The following is a 21,444-nucleotide window of genomic DNA, read 5'->3' on the forward strand; positions in this document are numbered from 1 at the left end:
TTAGAGGGCCTCGCACGCAAAGTCCAATGGCTTCCGAAGAATTCTGCCTAGCCAGGTCCCGACCCAAGGCTGACAAGATCCGCGATGTCGAATACAACGGCCGTTTCTGCAAAGCCCATTTCTCGCTTGAAAAATTGCCGCACGTAGATGGGGTCAAGCGCAAAGCCATCCTCTACCTGCACGATCGCCAGAATGAATGCCTCGGGAGCATTGAGCGACGACAGGATCTCGTTCTTGGTCAAGATCACGTCACGGCCTTCCGCATGTCGCCCCTTCACCTCAATGAAGCGGAGGCGGGCTGCTCGTGGGTCGCGACTTTCGATGTCGTAGCCTTTCTTCTCTGCGGATACGTCCCGTGGTTCGTTACCGAGCATTCGCTCAGCGGCCATCACCGCTTCCATCGCGAGCTTTTCGATCACCGCTCGGGCGACTGGGTCTTCCGCAAAACCGTCGGGCTTCGCCTCAATTGTGGGAGTTGCACTTGTTCTCGCCTTCAAAAGGCCCCCCGGGATCACCAGCGCGGCTCCCTTCAGGACGGGCGGCAGCGCCGAGATCTGGCGCTCGCGTTCGAGCTCCGATTGCCGACGATACAATCGTTCGACCAAGCGCGCTGCCGTCGCTTCCGCGTTCTGGGCGTTGATGCGCTGTTCCTTGCCCGCGCGCTCCTCTTCCCGAAGCCGTGCGGCGCGCGCATCCCAGTAATTGATCTCGCGATTGAGCCTTGCCCGCACCTCGCGCTCGACTTTGTCGATCTCCGCGATCCGGCGCGTCCGCACTTCATTCAAATGCTGCGGCACCAGCATCCGCACGGCACAGCCTAGCGCCTCCGCCTCGACGTCACCCGACAGCCAGTGGGCCGAGATCACGTCGGCGACGGTCGCTCGTTCCTCGACCGTGATCGGTCGGCAATCGAGATAGGGCGCCGGGCCGCCATCGGTCGCAGTGCCGTCTTCCTTCAGGAACAGGAATTGAAGCCGCTGTGAAATCGCGCGGGGTTCGCCGGAGCGCCCGGTTCGTCCATCACGGACGGCGTGTTCGAGATAAACAAGAAGGCGCGGCTGTTCGCGCTTGTCTGCCTCGTCCACCAGCACGCCGCCTTGCGACAGAAGAGGCTGGAACCGTTCAAGGATCACGTCGACCAGAGCTTCCAGAAGCGGGTGGCCGGGCGCCACGAGTTCGGCCTGCGGCTGACCAACGATCAGGGATTTCTCGAAGGTGACGCGCGCGTATCGATCAAGCACGGGATCGGACCGGCCGATCAGCCGGTCGCGCTCCTTGAGGATCGAGGGAACGCGCAGGATTTCGAAGCGGCCATGTTCGCGCTCGGCGATACGTCCGCCGAGCATCGTGAAGGCTTCGCGAAAAAACGCGCCAATGAAATGCGGTTGCAGACGGCGGGCGGCCGCCCGCTCCATCTGTTCGCGTATCTCGGCGACCGAGTTTGGACTCATGCCCTCGGACGTGAGTTTCCGTTCGGCCACCAGCCTCTCGATGATGTCGACATCGACTGCACCGTCGACCTTGCGGAAAAGCTCGGCCTTCGTCTCCGGTCGGTCGCCGTAGCGGATCGCGTCGACCAGAAGATCACGCAGGGCGTGGCCCTCGAACAGCTCGCCGAGCACGTCGTAGACCTTGCCGCCGAGCGCGGCGCGGGCCTCTTCGAGCTTTTCGAGGAGGCGGCGATAAACCTCGCCCTCCCGAGTGTTCGTCGCACATAGGTTCCAGAGGTGGCAAACTTCGGTCTGCCCTATGCGGTGGATGCGGCCGAAGCGTTGTTCGAGACGGTTCGGGTTCCAGGGCAGGTCGTAGTTGACCATTAGATGCGCGCCACGCTGTAGGTTGACGCCTTCACCGGCCGCGTCGTTCGCAATCATCACACGAACGAGCGGGTCGGAGTTGAACGCGGCGATCGCAGCGCGCCTTGCCTCACGCGCGATGCCGCCATGGATCACGACCACCGCGGCCGGATCACCGACGCGGGCAGCGATCTTCTGCTGCAGGTATTCGAGTGTGTCCCTCGGCTCGGTGAAGATCAGCACCTTACGCCTGAGGCCGGTAGCAGCGTCCATCATCAGCGGCTCGTCGAGGACCGATTCGAGTTCTCGCCATTTTGCGTCCTGCCCTGAGAGCTTGAGCCGCAGCGCGCGCTCCTCCAGGTCTTTCAGTATCATGATCTCGGCTTCGAGCTCGGCAAGCGTTGCGGCGGCGGTCGCCTGATCGACGATCTGCTCTTCGGCGGCTTCAGCTTCGTCACCTGGAACGTCGTCAAGGTCGTCGGGGTCGTAGCTGGGCAGCACGGGCGCGCTGCTCAAAGGCGCCCAGCCCGTGTGCCGCATCAGCCTCTCTTCACGTAGCCGGTCTTCGAGGCGCTTGCGTCTTCGTTCCAGCGAGCGGTGGATCGCCGCAGGCGAAGAGGCGAGGCGGCGCTGCAATATCTGTAAAGCAAAGCCGACACTCGAGCGACGTTTGTCATCGCCAGTACGATCGGCGCGGTTCATCTCCTCGCGCACGTAGGTCGTCGCTGCCTGGTAGAGATCGGCTTCGGCTGGAGATAGCTGATAGCTTGCGGTGTAGGCCCGGCGCTCGGGAAACAATTTGGTGCCGTCAAACCGGTAGAGCTCCTCCTTAGTGAGCCTGCGCATCATGTCGGACACGTCGGCCTTGTGAACACCCTCGCGGAAGCGACCCTCGAACCGGTCGGCGTCGAGCAGTCCCATGAAAAGCTGGAAATCGGCCTCCTTGCCATTGTGCGGCGTGGCCGATATCAGCAGGAAGTTTCGCGTCCGCGTGCCGAGCAATTTGCCGAGCTTGTGCCGGCGGGTCTCCTTGACCTCACCGCCAAAATACGAAGCAGCCATGCGGTGCGCCTCGTCACAGATGATCAGATCCCAATCGCCGGCCGCTTCCAGCTTCGCCTTCAACTCGTCCGAGCGCGCCGCCATGTCCAAGCGCATGATCAGCCGGTTCTTCTCGACGAAGGGATTGCCTGTGACGGATGCTTCGATCTGGTCGCGGGTCAGTAGATCGAAGTGCAGGCCGAACTTCTCAGCCATTTCCTCCTGCCATTGTTCGACGAGGCCGCCGGGCGCGACGATCAGACAGCGCTCCAGGTCGCCGCGAATCAGAAGCTCCTTGATGAGCAGCCCTGCCATGATCGTCTTGCCCGCGCCGGGATCGTCGGCGAGCAGGAAACGGAGCGGCTGGCGGGACAACATCTCGCCATAGACGGCCGTGATCTGGTGCGGAAGGGCCTCGATCTGCGAAGCGCTTACGGCCAGGTACGGATCGAACAGATGGGCAAGCCGGATGCGATAGGCTTCCGAAGCCAGGCGTAAGAGGCCGCCGTCCGCGTCGAAGGCGTAGCGCCGACCCGATTCGACGAACTCGAAACTGCTCTCCTCGCCACGGTAGACAAGACGCTCCGCAATCTTGCCGTTCGCCCTGAAAACCAGATTAAGGGCGTCAGCTCCGAAGCGCGAAACCGATACGATTTCCGCCGGCCCAGATGCATCGAGGCCCCGGATCCGGGCTCCCGGCTTAATGTCTTCGAAAGTGCTCATACCACGCCTTTACAGGATGGATCGGCGAAAAAAAGGTCAGATGAATAACGGTAGCTCGTTTTCAGTCCCTCCATGTTCAGGAAGCGCTCACTCGAGTTGACGGCCACTAGTGGTCGAAGCGTTAGGGCGCGTTCCGCTTCTTAAGTGGATTAAGATTATTCGTCCAACGCCACTAGGCGGTGTCCTCGAAGATCGCGCGCAAGCGGTGCCAGCTTTCCTCCGGAAGGAGTTGGGTCACGCGTACAAGAGCGGTATCACCGCTATTGAGCACCATCTCGCGGACCCTGGGTGCGATGCGCTCGCCTGCTCGGACAGCGTCCTCGTCGATTTCCATGCCGCGCACGATTGCGCCCGTGCGCAGTGCCTCATCCAGGGTGAGGGTGAAGGCATGGCCAAGGCCCGTACCACAATGCTGGCATACCTGCGCACCAGCGAGGTTTAGGGCGCCGCAATCCGGGCAGGCATTGAACCTGCCGACACGAGGCGGAAACTCATGACCGCAGGCTGAGCATTCGCTCGCACCCAGCGAATTTTCCTCTGAACAAACAATGCAGCGCTTGGTGCGCACCGGCGTATCGCGCCGGGCGTCAGCCGACATCTCTTCCTCGACGCGGCGGGCATATGCTTCAAGCCTCTCGAAACTCGGCATGACGACATAGGCGCGGGTATCGTCACTAGGACCGTCGGTGCGTACTACCCGCCCGATCGCCTGGCGGAAGGCGAGTTCGGTCAAAGCGTGGGGCAGATAGACGAGAACGCGAAGTCGCCGAATGTCGACTCCCTCCGAGATCATCGCGACCGAGACAATCCACCGCCGCTCGGTATTGCGGAACGCCGCGATGCGGTTCTCCGCGCCAGGCATCTGGCTGTGGACGATCATCGGGCGCTCGCCCTCCAGTCCCTCTATTAGCTCGACGAAATACTCCGCCATCTCGATCGACGGTGCGATTACCAGCCCCCCAGCGAGCGGCATGCGCTGGCGCAGGTCGCTCAGCTTTGCGCTAGCCCATTCGACCATCGATGCCTGATAGCCAGTTGCCAACGGCACCCGCCCGCCAGGCTCATACTGCGGCACACAGGCAAGGCGATAGAAGTTGAGCGCGCGCTGGAGCGCGGGAATGCGGGCAAGCTTGCCGGTGATCGCGGCCTTTTCACGGCTTGACACCCGCACTGCCTCACCATCTTCGAGATCGACAGTGAAACGGCCTTCATGACGATGGAAGGTCACCGGCCGGCAATACCCAAGGTCCACCGCCTCGCCATAGGTGAGCGTGTAGGTGCCCTCGGCTGGGTGGTCGATCGCTCCGCAATCGTCATAAGCGAGCCACACGGACTGAGCGCCGTCCGAACGGATCGGCGTCCCGGTGAGGACGATTACATATCGAGCGTCAGTGAAGGCATTGTCCGCGCCATCGCCCCATGCCGCTCTGACCGCGGCATGGTGATGTTCGTCGCATACTACGAGGACGCGTTTGTCACGGCAGATCGCCTGAAAGGCGTCCTGAAGGCCCGCGACGGCGCTCCAAGTTGCGCACACATCGAGTCCCAGAGCGTGAAGCTCGCGGTCGGCTCCAGTCGCCTTGTTCATATGACGACCGGTGACGCGGGCGAAGTCGGCCGCCCACTGACTAACTACCTCGGTGCGCGGCGCTATCACGACGACGCGGTCGATCTCGTCCCTTTCGAACAGCGTAGCGGCGATCGCGCAGGTTGCGAGCGTCTTGCCGGCACCTGGAGCAGCGTTGATCAGGAAGTGACGGTCAGCGCGCGTTTCGGTGAGCCAGGTGATCGCCTGGTCATGGGCTTCGCGCTGCCAGGGGCGGAGCTTAAGCATGGTATTTGAACCTTTCGAAAGATTGCACGTGCCGCAGACGGCGTCCGCGTTGGCGAGGATGGTGGGGCCATGCCTGATAAAGGGCTGCCGATGATCGACATGGAAGGAGGGCGGCAGCGGACCACCGCAGAGGCGACAGCGCCCGGCAGCTATCATGGCGGCTACCCGGCGCTGTCGGCGGGTGAACCGGCGCCTCATCTGCTGACCCAATAGTCGGTAAGCGTGATTTCCTTGACCGGCAGGTTGGCCGGCGGGTGGAGCACAGCGTGACGGTTGACACGACTGACGGCAGCGACGTACGAGACCTGGCGAGTGTGGATGATGAACCCCTCGTGGCGCAGGTCGCTGATGAGCTTGGTCAAGTCTGGCACGCCGAATAGGATAATCGCCTCGAGGCGGGTCATCGGCTCACCCGACAGAAGGTGCTCGCGCGCCGCGACGACGCCGCTGTGGCGAAAACTCTTCATGCCCAATTCTCCATCATCTGCGCCGCCCGTCGGCCAGGGGGACAGGAATAGTCTCCGGAATCGTCATCGCCCAAGAGGCCGCTAGCGTAGACCTCATGGAGCAGCGCCCAGCCGCCATCTTCGAAGGCGCGGTCAAGTGGCACGCAACCCGGTGCGATAACTTCGGCGGCGCCGCGCAGGTCTATTACCTTGCGGTAATTAGCCAGATTGGTGAGCCGCTGCGCGATCTCAAGTACCACACTTGCGCCCACCTCGTGGCCGAGCGCACGGCGGAGCTCTGCGTAAACCATCACCAACTGTGTTGAGCGCCTCATCCGATTCCTCCCTGTTGTCCTGCCAGGGAGATTGCAAAGACCGTGCCAATCCTCAGAGTGGCGGAAAACCGCCTTTTTTGACGATTTCGTCGTGGGATAGAAAATAAATTCTATTATGTTTTCATACAATGTATTATTGTGATGTAATGAACATCCTGCTTGCCTGGGTAGGCCGAGCCGACCTCGATGCGGAAAAAAGGGATTGGGAGGGACCCATCCTGGGTGCGCTGCTGCGCCGACCCTTCCACGAAGCCTGGCTCCTGACTAACTGGGACGAAGCAGAAGTTGTGCCCTATCTCGCCTGGCTCGGAATCAAGGCTCCCAATGTGCGGATCCACCACCGTCCGGTACCTCTCAGTCAGCCCAATGCCTTCGCCGAGATCTATCGCCATGCCTCGGCTACTATAGCCGAAGCCGTCAAGGCAGCCCCGAGGCCACCCAAGCTAACCTTCCATTTGAGCCCGGGCACTCCAGTAATGGCTTCGGTCTGGCTGTTGCTGGCAACCTCGCGCTTTCCGGCAGAACTGATCGAGTCCTCAGCTGGCAGGCTCAACACCGTCGAAAAGCCATTCAATCTGCCAGCGCAGGTTCTCCCAGACCTGCTGCGCGATCCTGACCGCCGGCTGACCGAAGCAACGGCCGAGCGGCCGATGGCGGCGAGCAGCTTTGGCGAAATCACCTATCAAAGCGAGAGGATGCGGCGCGTAATCAGCCTTGCCAAGAAGGCTGCACCGCGCAACGTGCCACTTCTGATCGAAGGCGAGTCCGGCACCGGCAAGGAATTGCTCGCTCAGGCGGTTCATCGTGCGAGTCCGCGCGCGGCCAAGGACATGGTGGTGGTCAATTGCGGCGCGATTCCTCCTAATCTACTGGAATCGCGGTTGTTCGGGCATATCAAAGGTGCATTCACCGGAGCCCATGCAGATCAGGTCGGCTGCTTTGAAGCGGCCAATGGCGGCACATTGTTTCTAGACGAGATTGGCGAACTGCCGCTGCCGGCGCAGGTGACGCTGCTCCGCGTTTTACAGGAGGGAGAGGTTACGCGAATAGGCGAAAATAAGGTACGAAAGGTCGATGTGCGGTTGATCGCCGCCACCAACCGTGACCTGTTCGTCGAGACACGAGAGGGTCGCTTCCGCGAGGATCTGTTCTACCGGCTCGCCGTTCTTCTCATTAAGCTGCCGGCGCTACGCGAACGCGGCGCGGATCTCGAACCGCTGATCGACAGCGCGCTCAAGCGAATCAATGAAGAGATGAAGGAGGATCCACTCTACACGCCGAAGTCGCTCGATGCCGATGCTCGCCAAGTTCTGCTCGCCCAGACCTGGCGGGGAAATGTCCGGGAATTGCAAAATACGCTGCGCAGAGCGCTGGTCTGGTCTGATTCGGAAGTATTAGACGCAACCGATATTGAAGGTGCATTGTTTCCAGAAACGCCAAATGAAGTAAACGGCATTCTCGACCAACCTCTCGGCTTCGGTTGCAACCTTGACGCAATACTTGATCGGGTTTCAGAACATTATATTAAGCGCGCATTACAAGCGGCCAACGGCAACAAGACTCGCGCCGCCGCACTGATTGGGTTTGCAAGCTATCAGCGGCTGGACACCCAACGCGCGAGGCTTGGCATATAAAATTTCCACGTTTTCGTCAGCATCGGTCTAGAAAATTCGATCATAGTTGCGCACAAAGGGCGATGCAGACCGAATTTGACTGGACATTTGTCAAAGAGTTCCACCCTCTTCCCAATCGTGACCGGCGCCTTTTGCTCAAAGCAATGCGCGTCACGGGCATCTCATGCCTCGACGAGCGGCAATTTTATGGTTGGCTGGCCGAGCGCTATCGACTCGGCGACGGTCCGTTAGTCGACGCCGCGATTCAGAAGACATCAAGCAAGCATGACGAGCGCGGCTTAGGGGCGAGACTCTATGAATGGCTGATCAAGCGCGCACCAGTCCCGCACCCTCAAGGTAACGACCGAGCTGGCCTCATCCAAAGCATGGTGAACCACGTCATAGAAAAAGGCGGGCGCGATGCGTTATTACTGCGTGCGCTTGCGGCGAACTATCCTTGGCTAAAGTTTGGCTCGGAACCTCCGGATGAGGCGCTGGGCGCCGAACAAGTCCGTGAAAGCGCTCAACGCCAGGATACACGGGTCGAAACTGCAATGTCATCCTCGGTCGGAGATGCGAATGCCACTCTCGAGCGCTTGATCGGAGCGATCACGGCGCTGCGGGAATGGCCAGATCCGACGCTATTGGAACGGGCGGCAGCGCTTGCCGACGCGATTGAATTGCACGCGACTGCGGCGATCCATGCTGAGCGGACAAATGCAGAGCTCGCGCAACAGCGCGAAGCGCTGATGAAGAAGTTCGAGGCCCTCGACGCTAACTTGCCCGTCCACTTGGATGCCCCATCATTTGAGTTGCTGACTCTCGAAGCGGTTGAGCGGATCGAAGCATCCCTCCTCAATCTTGATGACGCGAACTTGGAATTCACCAAGGCACGCGACCATGCGCGCTTTGCGATCGATGCCAGCAAGGCAGAGCGAGCTTTGGCGAACGAAGCATTAGATCGGGCGGAGGTGGCGCGTGACAGCGCCATTGCTCATCTCGCAAACGAGATCGAGCAGTGCAAGGTGCAGCAGGCAGACGTTCAATCTGTAGCGAAGAGCGCGACAATCAGCTTCTTGCCACAGGCAATAGGCCTGAGTGGGTCCTTCCACGCCGTACCCCCTCAGGTGTCGTCGTCCAATGGCGGCGCAACTGAGATAGCGCCACGCACTCACCCTTCCAATACCGGTGTTTCTGACGATGTGCGCCAGGAAGGTGTCTTCGATGCCGTGGCAGCGCAAAGAAGACTGGAACCTTTGATCGTCGAGCCTTCCCCAAGGGCTGAATCGGGATCAGCAAAACCGTCTCAGGTGTCGGCAGTGGCATTTCCAGCTGACTCAGATGAGCCGGATCCGCCGGATGCGCCGATGACGTTGTTTCCGACTTGGGATGGCTGGATTGCATCGGCGCTTAGTGCTGGTCGCTACGGGCTCGCGTTGCATCTCGCCAACGGCCGGCATAAGGCCGGCGCCGACTCAGTCGAAAGCATCGCACCAGGGGTCCTGGAGGGATTGCTCCGCGGCGGCGCGGTTCAGGCTGCCTATGGTCGCGGGTGGGCAGCTTACGAGGATCTCAAGGAGCCATTGCTAGAAGCAACGCATGCGACAAGAACGATCCAGCTTGAGACTGATTTGCTTCTGTTCGCCGGCGCAATTCGCCCTGCCTTGGTGCAATCGACAACCGGACTTGCCGTGCTCGCTGCGATCGAAGGGGAGATCGCAGCGGCCTTAAAACCGCTGAGGAATGTCATTGAGCGTGTGGCCGCGCTGCGGCTTGGCGCAATTGCCGAAATTGCTGCCACGTCCGATCGAGAGGCAACTCGACGGCGGGCAAGTGAACTCCGCGCGGCCCTTGCCAAATGGGGGGAGAACGCGCCGGCACGGAAGATGAACTATCAGCCTGCGACATTGGTGTGGCAGGAATTGCTTACGCCGCACGGACCGCTTGGTCGTGCACTTGATTTTGCGCTCACCGGCAAGCCAGAAGCGATCGCCGCAGTTCGCGCCTTGGTCAGCCAGCTCGATGAGGAAAGCGACAAGGCGATCGATGACGCACACGCCAACGTTTCCAGGGGTGTTCGCAAAGATGCGATCGAGGGCATGGCGCGCAAGCACCTCAACGGTCACATAGCCAATGCAACCGAACTGTTACGTAGGTGGGCAGATGCGGAGGAAGAGCTAGGACCGCGTGAAGACCGATTTCATAGTTATCGCGACACTCTGCTGACCGCGCTGGTCGAAGCGCGTGGCCGCATCCGAGCGTTGACAGATGCGGACGCCGGTCTGGAGGGGGCTGCCAAGGTGTTCAATACGGTTACGGAAAGCGTCGAAACGCAACTTCGTGGCACGGTCGCAGCTGTTCCAAATGCAGACGAAGCCCTCGACTGGGAGATCGCACTCCTCCCGCGGTTTCCGCTGAATGCCCGTATAGGACTGCGCATCGAAGCGGACGATGTTGAAGACTTGGCGGCAGCGGCCGCTGATGCCATCCGTGGGGCAATCTTGTCGCCTGAGAGCGCTTTTGCCCAAGCGCTCGCTCTTGGAGCCGCAAGTTCTGCGGGGCGACTAGTAGACTATCTAGGAGGGCAGCAATCAGATGGTGCCACTGAGGCACTGACTCGGACGATCGCACAAGCGCGGGCAGATTTGTTGGCTCGTAAGCGGGCATTGAGGCGGCTGCTCGATGATCTGCAGATAGCGACGACAGCGGGAAGCGGTGAGTTAGATGAGCTAGAACGTTCGCTGACAAGCTTCGAGCGTCTGAATATCGCCGAATTGCCGCGAGACGTGGGCGAACGTGGCTCAATTGCCGATTTTCCATTGGCAAACGAAGAGCTCGATCGTCTGGAACGATTGATCGAGAAAGTACGCTATCCGCAGCGCGCGAACCTTGAAACGCGCATCACGGCCCTCGAGACGCTGCACAACACGACGTTGGACGATTGTCGCGCCCAGTTGGCGCGGGGCGATCTTGGCACTTTGTCCGAGGAAGTCGATCAGATCGAGAAACACGGGCTTGCTGGCCCCGCAGACACGGCACCACTTGTCTTGCTAAGCAAGTTCACCGAGCTCTTGGGAAGGCTTGGCGAAAAACCCGGGTTTCCCTTTGGCAATTTGCCGCGCGCAGCGCGCGACGGCGTTGCAATTGGCGAGTTCGATTTTCGGTTGCTCACAAGCCTCGATCGAGATCGCGCTGAAACCTTGCTTGAGTCCTGGGTTGCATTGCGCCGTGCTTTCCAACAGCAAGCTCGCAAGATTGATCCTACACAGAAGGTGCGGGAGTCTGCAGGGAAGGTAATGGCCGCAATTGGTTGGACTGACGTTCAGGTCAAGGAATGCGAGCGCGATACTAATTGGTACAAGCTTTCGATATCAACTGTGGCACTCCGCTCGCGCGACGACTGCCCAGTACCAATATTCGGGAGCGAGCGCGTACCAAGCAATACGGTTAAGGCACAATACGCGCTGGTGGTGGCTGGGCCTGACGACGTTGATGCATGTATCGGCTCACTTGAGCGTTTGCCAAATCCGGCTCTCCTGTTCATTACGGAGGCTCTGAACAGTCGGCAGCGCCGTGAACTCCAGCGCAAGACGCGGCGCGGTACGCTCTCAATTGCGGTGGCGGATGCGGTGACGATCGCGATGCTGGCTATGACCCCAGATGCGCGCACGCGTCAGTTTTTCGACCTTGCCATCCCTATGGGCGGTGCCCAACCTTATGCTGACAAAGGTTCCGAGACGGCAATCGAGAATTTCTTCGGGCGCGAGCGCGAACTCAAGACTTTGCTGGATCCGCGTGGAGACTCCTTCGTTTACGGCGGCCGGCAGCTCGGCAAGACCGCACTGCTCAAGCAGATCGAGCTTCGTCAACGAGATAATTCCGACCAGATCGCCGTCTATTGTTTCATCAAGGAAGCCGGCGATAGCCAAACTGTTTGGGAGGAAATCCATAGCAAGCTCACGGCCCGCGGACTTATGCTTCCCAAGGCCGCCACCGTGCCCGAGCAACTCAAGTTGTGGGTGGAGCAAAAGCCGGGCCGCTATCTGTTGATAATGCTCGACGAGGCCGACGCCTTCCTCGAAAGTGAGATTGCCGCCAATTTCCCGACTATTGAACAAATGAAGTCTCTGATGGCGGATACTCAGCGAGGCGTGAAGTTCGTTTTCGCTGGCCTCCACAATGTCCAGCGCTTCTACAGGGCGCCTAACAGTCCGTTATTGCACCTAGGCGTGCCAGTGAACGTCGGTCCGCTTTTAGGTGCAGACCGCCGAGCCGCACGGCAGATGGCGCTTGAGCCGATGGCGGCTTTGGGATTTGCATTTGAAGACAAGATCGACGCTTATCACATGCTATCTCTGATCGGTTTCTATCCCTCCCTTATGCAGAGCTTCGGGAAGTCCGTTGTTACGGCTATGAATGAAAGGCTTGGTCGTTCGGGGGAGCCGGATAAGATGCCGATCGTCATCAAACGCGACATCATCGATGCGTGTTTCAACGAGCAGACCTTTCGCCAAGGCGTGCTCAACCGTTTCCAGCAGACGCTTCAGCTGGATGAGCGCTACGAACTCATTACCTACGCTGTCTGGGACAGGATGCAGGACGATAGTCAGGGTGGACGCTCGACTGCTCTCGGCTACACCGCCGCGGAGATTTCCAAGCTTGCGCGCGAATGGTGGTCCGCAGGCTTTGCCGAGACCGACTCGCTTGAGAGCTTCACCGCAATCCTCGACGAGATGGAAGAGATGGGAGTACTGGCGCGCAAAGGCGACCTTTATGCGCTGCGTTCGCAGCGCATTGCCGCGATGCTCGGCGGCCGAAACGAGATCGGCACCGGGCTTGAGGCGCTAATCGACCGCGCTCCGCGCAGGCGGCCAGACCCTTTAACGAGCCATCGGCGGATCGCCAAGAGATGGTCGCCACTGACGTTGCGGCAAGAAGCTTCTTTGCAAAAACTGCTGGCCGACCCTGCAGGACCTAAAATCGTTTTGCTCGGTGCGACTGAGGGCTCGGGCCTTGCTCATTTGCGCGAGGCGATCGATGTTCTGGTGACGGCGCCGAATGTGGGATGGCCCAAACCCAGGCAGCTCAAATCATCGTTCTCCTCCCGTATTGCGGAGGTTGCGGCTACCTTGCGACGCGATGCGATCGCAGATGCGCCGGGCCTGGTGGTTGTCGAAGGTGTGTGGCCCAACCCCGAAGAGCTCCATGCCCTGCGCAAGGATCGCACATTCCGCGAAGCGGCGCGACCGGTGCGACTGATCCTTTGCGGCGTCCCGACGGCTGAGGTGCTGGCCATGCCAAAGGTGCCAGAGCTGCTGACCGTGCTGGTCGGTCCATTATCGATGGAAACTCTGGCGCATTGGATGACACGAGAGCAATTTGGCTTTGCGGACGATGCGCAAGTTCAGGCGGCTTTGCGCGACGCGAGCGGAGGCTGGCTCGAGTGCCTTGAGGCCATGTCGCTGACTGCAGCGGTGCGAAAGGCGGGCTCTGACGCGCTTATCGAAGCAGCCCGGGCAAGTGCTGCGAAGCTTACGCTTAAAGACATCGGCCTTACAGGGGATATAGCCAGTTTCGCACGAGACTTGCTACGCGAACAAGGCGGCAAACCAGTAAGCGAAAACGAGATGCAGGAATGGGCTACGATTCTTGGCGACGAGCCGGATTGTCAGCGGTTGCACCTCCTTAGGGCGCTTGGCGTTATCGAAATCGTTCCGATGCATAGGGGCGATGCAATGCTCTCGTTCAACCCCGTCGCTGCACGCTTATTGTCGTGAAAGGAAGCTTCCTAGATGCGCTCGTCGACTCCAGGCTCGACGACGCGCTGATGCAGGCGCTTGGTGGCCGGCCACTGATCACACGTGCACGGCGGCCCAACACGGTGAAGCGACTCTTTGCCCGAGCCGCCGAAGGCCAAGCGATGCTCGAGACGGTGCCGATCGACGTCAGTCCTACCCGCAGCGCCCAACATGCTTTGCTCGAGGCTGTCGCCGACATCGCGCCCATTGCAACCAATCTTGGCGCACTCTGCACCTGTCGGCAGCTCAGCTACAAATTGTTAATTGCGGATCTGCGAGGCTATGATGCCGCGCCGTGGCTGATGTTGGCGGGAACCTTCGCATCAGAACGTGCAAAGGCGGAGGACGGTCCCGCACTAGCATTGATAGTCGACAGCGCAATTGTTCCGGGCGGTTGCGATTTGCTCGACGACGGTGTCTTTGTAGGCCCTCCTGAGGCGGCGGTTTTCGCCCGTGAGCGCCGACAAGCGCCGGGTCTAATAGCCGAGTGCGGCGACGCGGCCGCTATCGAGGTGTCACGGGGCGACCTCACCCAGTTGGGCGCGATGCTGGACCTTAGCGATCGCGATCGATTCGACCCCTCAGGCTGGGTCCGTCAACAGCTTAACATCGACGCGGCAAAGCTGCCTTGGCGGGGAAAGGAAGAAGTCTGTGCAACTTGGCTCGCCAAAAACGCCCCTGCACGCTTAACTCACCGGGTTTGGCGTGGCCACGTCTCGGTGATGTTCCCATGGCTTGCCGAGGCTCTCAGCGCCTTTCTTCACAAACATGCATCGGAGCTTCCTACGACAGTTCCCGACAAACACGCCGGAAACCCTATTCGCCGGGAAGACTTCGAGTGGGGAGACATTGTCTATGCACTAAGCGGTCGGCATCAAACCCAAGCTGACCGCGCCCACCGCATCCGGCTCGTCCGCAATTCCCTGGCACATCGCCGTCCACTTAGCTGGCAGGACGCTTGCCGTGCCAAACAGGATGTCGAGGCACTACTCGCCTGGACGTAGCCGGAGATGCGCTCGCCACGATGCGCGTAGCCCAAGCGTGCCGGCGGATCGCTGATGAGTTCTGGTTGAATCGCGACGATAACCAGATCCGTCGCCCCTAACCGATATTTCCGTCGTCGACTAGCCCACATCCAATACCCAACTTCTTCATGTCGGCCCAAAATTCATGGTGGCGATTACGTCCTGGATGGGCCACCCGCGTCACAGATACGCCCATTCGGCCTAGCGCCTTTGCAGATACATCGCCAATCGCGATAATGCGCCTTGGCTTGAAAGTGTCGAGGACTAGCGTCAGGGAATCACGGCAAATGTCGTGATGCTCACGGGTCGTTTCTGCATTTCTGATTTGACCGCTCTTCACTTTGAAGGGATGCAGCATGACGACGTTCCATAGCAAGGGCACCGGCTTTGGGAGAATTTTCCAGATCGCTGCTGAGGTTCGGCTTGCGCTGCTTTCTGGATTGCGTGTCGGCACTGCGAACGCGTCACGCATGCCCAGCATCTCGCCCATTTCTTTCAGCTTACCTTGATGGGTGAAGGGCACACCTGACCAGCGCGCGCCATAACGCGAAGGCGCCTCGGCTATCCACAAATCGGCACTTGGTCGCTCGATAAAGCTCCGAAGATAGAGGCCAAGATTGTGCCGGCGTAATTTCGGCGCATCCGCATCCTCGCGAGCGGATTCATAGCTTTCATAGTGATTGAATAGGCCTGGCCCAGAAGGTATGCGCCGGATTGCGTCAACAATTACCTCCGCGGGGTCCATAAGGAACCTCCTAGCTTACGCTCGATCGTACCCACCGAAGAACAGATCAAAGGCTGACTCCGGCGGACGCGTCATGCTGACATTGTGGGCAATCAAACGGCAAGCGATGATCGATGCACGGAAGAGCCGCTGAGGCCGGATTCAATGGCGTCCGAAATGCGATAGCGGACGTTCGACACGGTGCGGCCAAGGTCAGAAGCTAACCCAATAGCAGCCAAGGGGCGCGATAGACTCCACACCTGAGGGGCCAAACAATCCGCACGACTTCATTCGCTCTAGGTCAGCGCATTGCCAATGGCCAAAGAACGCGGTCAGCGCACCCTTGCCGCCATCCTCGCGGCCGATGTGGTCGGCGAAATTGGACTATGGCTGGCGCGATGGCGCCCAATCGAGGCGCTGCGCGCCGTAATCCCAGGCCGGATGCGTGCATACTTTGGCCGAGCTGGCTGCCCGATCCGCGGAGGGATTAGTCTAGTAGAACTTTGCTGCCACTGACGCGTCCACCGGGGCTCCCGGCGCGCGTGCTACGAAGACGGCGCCTGGGAAGGTTTCGTTGCCGACTCGAAGTTTCTTTGACAAACCGCCCTCCAACTGCCATCCGATTTCGGCCGCGACGTCCGTGAAGGTGAGGAAGTGTGTTTGAGAAGAGATACGAAAAACTCCGATCAAGTATGCACCATCATGGGCCGCCTGTCGCAGACCGGATAGCATCCCGGCGTACCCTGATGCTACCGTCCGCCGATACCCAGGCATTATCCCCTTTCCCTGGGTCATCATGAGGTCTTCAAAACTTGGCTCCGGCAGGTATGGCTGTTCAATGCCGCACGCTGAAACGACCACGTCAAATTTCCCGACACTTGACAGGCGAGACATATTGATCGCTTCGAACTGAACGTTAGAGGGATTGCTCGCCGCCTTCGCCGCAGTAACGAGATTGGCCGCTTTGTCGATCCCCCACACTCTTGTTGAGGGATGGGATTGGGCGATAAGGCGAGACAAGGTTCCGGTCGCGCATCCTACATCTGCAATCGCTTTCGCTTGCGGCGGTATCGATGCCAGAATCCATTCGAACGATTGTGCGATACGTTCGCGGTCATGGCTGAACAGCAGATGAGCTTGCTTTAGCGTTTTCGGGAAAGAATAGAGCCTTTCTAGCCGTAGGCCCTCATTCCGCGTCGCCCAAGCCTTCTCCAGTCGCCGTGCTTGAATTGGGTCGCAAGCCGCAAGCAGCCGCTCGTCCAAGCGGCTCGACGACGAAACCAAGTCATAGTCTTCGGCTTCGAGAAATCTTGCTATTTCGGCCCTGGTAGGGGCGTTCCGTTCGGAGGCAGGTAGAAAGCTTTCAGTCTGGCTCATCCAACCAAGTATCCTGTCGTCTCATCGCCTTCTGTAGCTACGGCCAGCCGGCTTGGCTACCGAGAATTTCGCGTGGGCTAAGACTTTATCCTCCCCCTTATAGACCGAGACTGTCCATGACAGGGGTTCCCAAGGTGCGTAAATCAGTTTCGAGATGCTGGTTGGGCGAAGGACGTGGCGTGGATAGCCGGCCATATTCGACGATCTTCGGGAGCGGGTTGTTGCTTCGGTTGAGCAGGAGGGAGCTGACGGCGGCGGCCGGCAGCGGTTCTATTATGTCGGCATTAGCACGATGATCCGGTGGGCTGGGCTTTCACGTTACCTCGCTGAGAATTTCAGCTACGCTTGGCCTTGAAGAAGGACTTACGGTCCTTCACCGGCGAACGTGCGTCAGAGCCTGAGACCAATGACGTGTAGTCGTCTTGTCAGCATCGGCGACATTCCTTTTGAAGTCGCAACGTGGGAAGGTACTGCAGCCATCGAATCCACCATACTTCCCGACGCGAAGTTTGAGGGTCCCGATCCTGCATTTCGGGCAGGTCTCTAGCATCTCGCCGTCAAAGGCTTCGATCTTCAAGCGACCATTGGTGACGAGTTCGGTGACGAAACGAGAGGGGGTCTGCAAGCTTGTATAAATTCGAACTTGTCGTTTTGCGCGGGTCAGTCCCACGTAGAACAGACGTCGCTCCTCAGCCATCGGATACGGGTCCGGCGCCGGCATTGGGATCTGCAGTATCGGATCGTCTTCAATTTGGCTTGGAAAACCACGTAAGCCTTCTACGACGTTCAGCAGCATCACGTAGTCAGCCTCCAATCCCTTCGATGAATGGATTGTCTTGAAAGAAATATCGAGCAGATCGCCGAATTTGCGTTGCCACATCTTCAGCTGACCCGGTGCGTCACTTCGGTAACGTCCAAGAAGAAGGATTGTGACTCGGTCTCCGCGGCTGGGCTTGAGCCTTCCTTGCTTGATATATCGGCGCATCAGCTCGAACTGTTCGCCCAAGTGCGCCCGAGCGTTGGTCATGTCATTGAAGCCGAATGCCAGGACGGACGCATTTGAATAGGTGCTCGTTGTTTTTACTGTCTTTCTTATTTGGACAGGGTTCGCCTGGATAAACGCGCTGGAGACGTCGCACAGCGATTGCGGACACCGAAATGTCGTCCCCAATGTCAGCCGGGTTGCATAGGGAAAGATTTTCTCAAACTCAGTCATCACAGATATGTCGGCACCGGCGAATCTGTTGATGCCTTGCCAGTCATCTCCGACGACGCACAGATGTACATCGCCATTCTTTGCGTCGGACAGTGCCTTCAGAAGGCGAATTCGGGCACGGGAGGAATCCTGGAACTCGTCAGCGAGCACCATCTTGTAGGGGCTCTGATATGTGCGGGCCTCGATATGCTCTCCGGCCTGAACTAGCATATCCTCGAAGTCGATCCAGCCTCCTTCCCTCAGCAGTCGTTCCCACTCATGGGAGATTCGGTAGAACAGCTTTACGAAGAGAAGGATGCGGGCAGGATGACCGTCATTCAGCTGGCTGGTGATCGCTTCCTTCATTTGTGTCGGCGTCAGACCATTGCTCTTAACGTGCTGCTGAAACACTCGAACCGTACGAGCCAGTTCCTTGTTGCTGATCGGCTGGAGACCTTCGCCTTTGCGATCTGGATCGAAACGAATTGTCTGTCCGCGCTTTTTGAGCTCCCTTTCCAGGTTTGATAGCGCAGCTCCTGTCGAAATCTGGTGCGACGTGGTCTCGAAGAGCGCAGTACCCTTTTCCGCATGCAGCGATCTCTTCCATTTCACTCCTTCGACGTAATTAGGACCGAAGTGGTCTGGAGCGTTTCCATCCGGCCCGAGAGCGAAATGCTCGTGGTAAAGTTGGATGTCGGGGTAATAGAAGTCCGGCTGATATTGTCGATGAGTTTCGGTCGCGGTTCCGTGCTCATAGTCCCGCTCGTAGACGTAGGGCACGTTGTGATAGAATAGCCAATCCGCTATCAGCCGTTCTTCCTTACTTTTAACCACATCCCCGTTGGCAGTTCGGTGACCACGCCGACCATTTTCGTAGGCGTCGGGCTCAGATGGAGCACCTCGGCGACCGATATGGCGGCCGTAAATGACACGGAAAATATTCCAGTCGTTGTTAAATTGTGGATCCTTGTCAGCGAGTTCTTTGATGATCTTCGCTATCATCTCGACATCTTGACCCGAGCCTTCGAGCCAAGGTGCCAGCCGGGGCTTCTCACCGCTTGCTGATGCGATCACATGCAGGCCGAAGCCGTGAAATGTATCTACATTGATTTCATCGACGCCTTTCTGGTCTGCAAGGCGTGCCTTCACACGATCTCTCAATTGCTGTGCTGCATCAGAGTTGAATGCGAGAATAAGAATCTGCCTTCCTTTAAACAATTTCTGATGCAGGGCGTAGCCTGCCTTCGCCACCATCGTCGACGTCTTCCCGGATCCGGCAGCCGCTACGATTTGAACGCTGCTATCCATGCAGATGCAGGCGCTGACTTGCTCTTCCGTCAGCGGGTTCTTTTCGACGGAATCGAAGAACGGTTTCAGGAGCTTTTTCTGCACGACCTGAAACATGTCATTGCTGTCTTTGAAATCCGCCTTCAACTCCTCAAGAGTCGGATTCCCCTGGCTGAGAAGCCCGGCAATGGCAGAACCGCTCGACCTGCTCGGGGCAGGGAACTTCTCCAGAATTCTCTCGGCCGTGCCCGAAGGTATCCACCTCGCGCGGTTAACGAGCGGTTCCCATTGCGCACGCCAGTCACGAACGCGCTCGTGATAATCATCCGTGCTGAGAGGCGGGAAAACAGTCGCTTTGTTGGTCGCAGCAAGGTGTTTATTGCTATCCCGAATCAGTCCCAATTTGGTCAAGATAGAATGCCCAATCGCAAACACCATGACCAAGACAAACAACTCAAACATTTCCACCCCAAATCCGGAACTGCTGCTGTACTATCGCGCAGAAGGGTAATTTCAACGTCAAAGCCGACGCTCGAGGCTTGCGGCGCCAAACCGTGCTAGTGAGAAAATAATTCATCGTTTATGTGTTAAGTGGGATGCGTCTGACAAGCCTGACGATTAAAAGGATGTCGGGTCCTTTAGGGGGGGCGCTGATCGTCCCGTTTCTTATCCCCGACGGCACGCTGCTTGTTGGCTATCGCTGCGAAAGCACCCAATATCGCCTGCTGCATTGCCACCTGCACAGGCCCAGTCGCGGCGTGACCTTGAAGCATGGTTATTGATCCACTTCGTCAAGTGTGCATTCTGGGGTGCTGTTGGGGGCAGGATGGCGAAATCAAAACACAAGAAGTCAGCAGCAGATCGAGTACGCGCTCGAGCCGCGAAAAATTCAGCGAGAATTCAGAAGGCGCCGAAGATCAAGTTGGCCGTCCCGCTTGGCCCGGCCGCGAGGAGACGGGTGCGCGTCGCCACCGCCCTCATGGACTACATCGCCGCCATCAACGAAGGGCAGGGAAAGGTCACCATTCCTGCTGACCGGATCATCGCAAAGAATGCGGAGGGTCAGAACGCGGCGGTCACCCTGGAGGAGATCGGCTCATTCATAGAACGGATGACCCAGGCCGGAAAGCTAACCAACGTCGAGGTGATGCCTGACTCCTACGCCTTTAGAATCGTCCGCAAGCCTCTCACCATGAGATCTCATGCGAAGGCAGGGACTTCACAGTCACCAGGGATAGGGCAAATAATGCGCGTCGTGTTGGCTGCCGTTGACGCAGGCGCGAAGCATCATGCGGCGGTTCGATCCGCGGTGTCCAAGGCGCTGGCTCTTCCAGTAAGGACGACGGCGAGGCATGTGTCGGAACACAGTTTCGAGGACCGTTTAGCTCTCTGCATCGAGCAGCATAAATCGCTGGGATACATCCAACGCGAAGGACGTGCGATCTCGATCCTGCCGCGAGGCCATGCCCGGCTTCAGGACAACAGGCCCTTCGAGGGCGACGAAATCCCGAAGAAGTACAGGCGTCCGGATAAGGGACCCAATACTGTTAGGCAGCTCCCCGCAGTGAATGCTCGCGACGCGAACAGACTTCTGCAAACGATTCCGACCCTCCCTCCGGAAAGGCTGATAGTTCTTTGGTCGAACGCCGTGAAAGTTCTATCCGTCGCCTCCGGGACGGCGGAGCACGAGCGCGCGCGCAAGGTATTAGATGCGGTCGAGACGGCGTGGGACGCGCTCGATAAAAAGAGGGACGACGAATTCGCCTGGCCGTCCACAGAGGTGCGGGGGCATTCCGGAACTTTGACAGTGCCGGCATTTCGATCCGAAGGCATGCTTTCCTATCTTGAGTACCGGGTAGGGAAGACCGCGAGCCTTCCCGCCGTCCTACGGCAGTCGATCCTTGCACGCGTGTTCGAAGGGAGACTGCCGCGCGTCTTCGATGCCGAGTACATGCGAGCATGGGGAAGCCCCGCGAGTGCCCAGCGGCTCCGTAAGATGGCCGAGTCCTTGGCTGCATTTGCCCGGAACGGTAAGAGGAGCGGCGTTGAGCGGCTCGAAGAAGCCATTAGGCAATGGGAACAGGACTTGGAATTCCTTTATGAGAGGTACTACGTCGGGCGCTTCGGCTTTGGCTGGCCGACGACTTCCATCAATGATCCAGGTCGGATGCTGGTTCATCGGTAACGGCCCCATCGGACGACCCTTTTTGGCGGCAAGGTCCCGTCTTGGCGTTCCTCGTCCAGAATAGG

The 21,444-nt window shown here is 58.9% G+C and carries 12 protein-coding genes; 5 read left to right on the plus strand and 7 right to left on the minus strand.

Going from position 1 to position 21,444, the window contains the following annotated elements:
- Nucleotides 1–47 precede the first annotated feature (47 nt).
- Both EN862_RS02360 and EN862_RS02365 read right to left on the minus strand, forming a co-directional pair.
- Nucleotides 48–3,560, minus strand: coding sequence for a DUF3883 domain-containing protein (locus EN862_RS02360; RefSeq protein ID WP_127864271.1), 3,513 nt, complete (start codon nt 3,558–3,560; stop codon nt 48–50).
- 172 nt (nt 3,561–3,732) lie between these two features.
- Nucleotides 3,733–5,394 carry a DEAD/DEAH box helicase family protein gene (locus tag EN862_RS02365; protein ID WP_245519476.1) on the minus strand — a complete coding sequence of 554 codons (1,662 nt, stop codon included), beginning with the start codon at nt 5,392–5,394 and terminating at the stop codon, nt 3,733–3,735.
- Nucleotides 5,395–5,463: 69 nt separating this feature from the next.
- Here EN862_RS02365 and EN862_RS36725 point away from each other — a divergent pair, with 69 nt between their 5' ends.
- Entirely contained in the window at nt 5,464–5,607 is a 144-nt protein-coding gene (locus EN862_RS36725) for a hypothetical protein (RefSeq protein ID WP_245519477.1), read from the plus strand.
- Here EN862_RS36725 and EN862_RS02370 read toward each other — a convergent pair.
- Both EN862_RS02370 and EN862_RS02375 read right to left on the minus strand, forming a co-directional pair.
- Nucleotides 5,589–5,861, minus strand: a complete 273-nt coding sequence (locus tag EN862_RS02370; protein ID WP_127864273.1) for a helix-turn-helix domain-containing protein — start codon at nt 5,859–5,861, stop codon at nt 5,589–5,591. The genes EN862_RS36725 and EN862_RS02370 overlap by 19 nt on opposite strands.
- The gene (locus EN862_RS02375; RefSeq protein WP_127864274.1) at nt 5,858–6,175 is read right to left on the minus strand and encodes a hypothetical protein; all 318 of its coding nucleotides are present in this window, start codon (nt 6,173–6,175) and stop codon (nt 5,858–5,860) included. Before EN862_RS02375 ends, EN862_RS02370 begins: the two co-directional genes overlap by 4 nt.
- Before the next feature lie 146 nt (nt 6,176–6,321).
- Here EN862_RS02375 and EN862_RS02380 point away from each other — a divergent pair, with 146 nt between their 5' ends.
- The 3 genes from EN862_RS02380 (at nt 6,322) to EN862_RS02390 (ending at nt 14,590) form a co-directional block, all read left to right on the plus strand.
- A complete protein-coding gene (locus EN862_RS02380) occupies nt 6,322–7,809 on the plus strand; it encodes a sigma 54-interacting transcriptional regulator (protein ID WP_127864275.1) in 1,488 nt (495 codons plus the stop codon).
- A gap of 62 nt (nt 7,810–7,871) precedes the next feature.
- Nucleotides 7,872–13,565: a hypothetical protein gene (locus EN862_RS02385; protein WP_127864276.1), complete on the plus strand. Its 5,694-nt coding sequence runs from the start codon at nt 7,872–7,874 to the stop codon at nt 13,563–13,565.
- Nucleotides 13,562–14,590 (plus strand): hypothetical protein, encoded by a 1,029-nt coding sequence (locus tag EN862_RS02390; protein WP_127864277.1) that lies wholly within the window; start codon nt 13,562–13,564, stop codon nt 14,588–14,590. Before EN862_RS02385 ends, EN862_RS02390 begins: the two co-directional genes overlap by 4 nt.
- A gap of 97 nt (nt 14,591–14,687) precedes the next feature.
- Here the strand turns inward: EN862_RS02390 and EN862_RS02395 are convergent, their stop codons facing one another.
- The 3 genes from EN862_RS02395 to EN862_RS02405 form a co-directional block, all read right to left on the minus strand.
- Nucleotides 14,688–15,356: a hypothetical protein gene (locus tag EN862_RS02395; RefSeq protein ID WP_127864278.1), complete on the minus strand. Its 669-nt coding sequence runs from the start codon at nt 15,354–15,356 to the stop codon at nt 14,688–14,690.
- Between the two features lie 471 nt (nt 15,357–15,827).
- The gene (locus EN862_RS02400) at nt 15,828–16,712 is read right to left on the minus strand and encodes a class I SAM-dependent methyltransferase (protein WP_127864279.1); all 885 of its coding nucleotides are present in this window, start codon (nt 16,710–16,712) and stop codon (nt 15,828–15,830) included.
- 373 nt (nt 16,713–17,085) lie between these two features.
- A complete protein-coding gene (locus EN862_RS02405) occupies nt 17,086–19,656 on the minus strand; it encodes a UvrD-helicase domain-containing protein (protein WP_127864280.1) in 2,571 nt (856 codons plus the stop codon).
- 460 nt (nt 19,657–20,116) lie between these two features.
- On the opposite strand from EN862_RS02405, the gene EN862_RS02410 reads away from it, so the two are divergent.
- Nucleotides 20,117–21,379 carry a hypothetical protein gene (locus EN862_RS02410; protein WP_127864281.1) on the plus strand — a complete coding sequence of 421 codons (1,263 nt, stop codon included), beginning with the start codon at nt 20,117–20,119 and terminating at the stop codon, nt 21,377–21,379.
- Nucleotides 21,380–21,444 lie beyond the last annotated feature (65 nt).

The sequence above is a fragment of the Mesorhizobium sp. M2E.F.Ca.ET.219.01.1.1 genome, from assembly GCF_004016445.2.
In the GTDB taxonomy this organism is placed as follows: domain Bacteria; phylum Pseudomonadota; class Alphaproteobacteria; order Rhizobiales; family Rhizobiaceae; genus Mesorhizobium.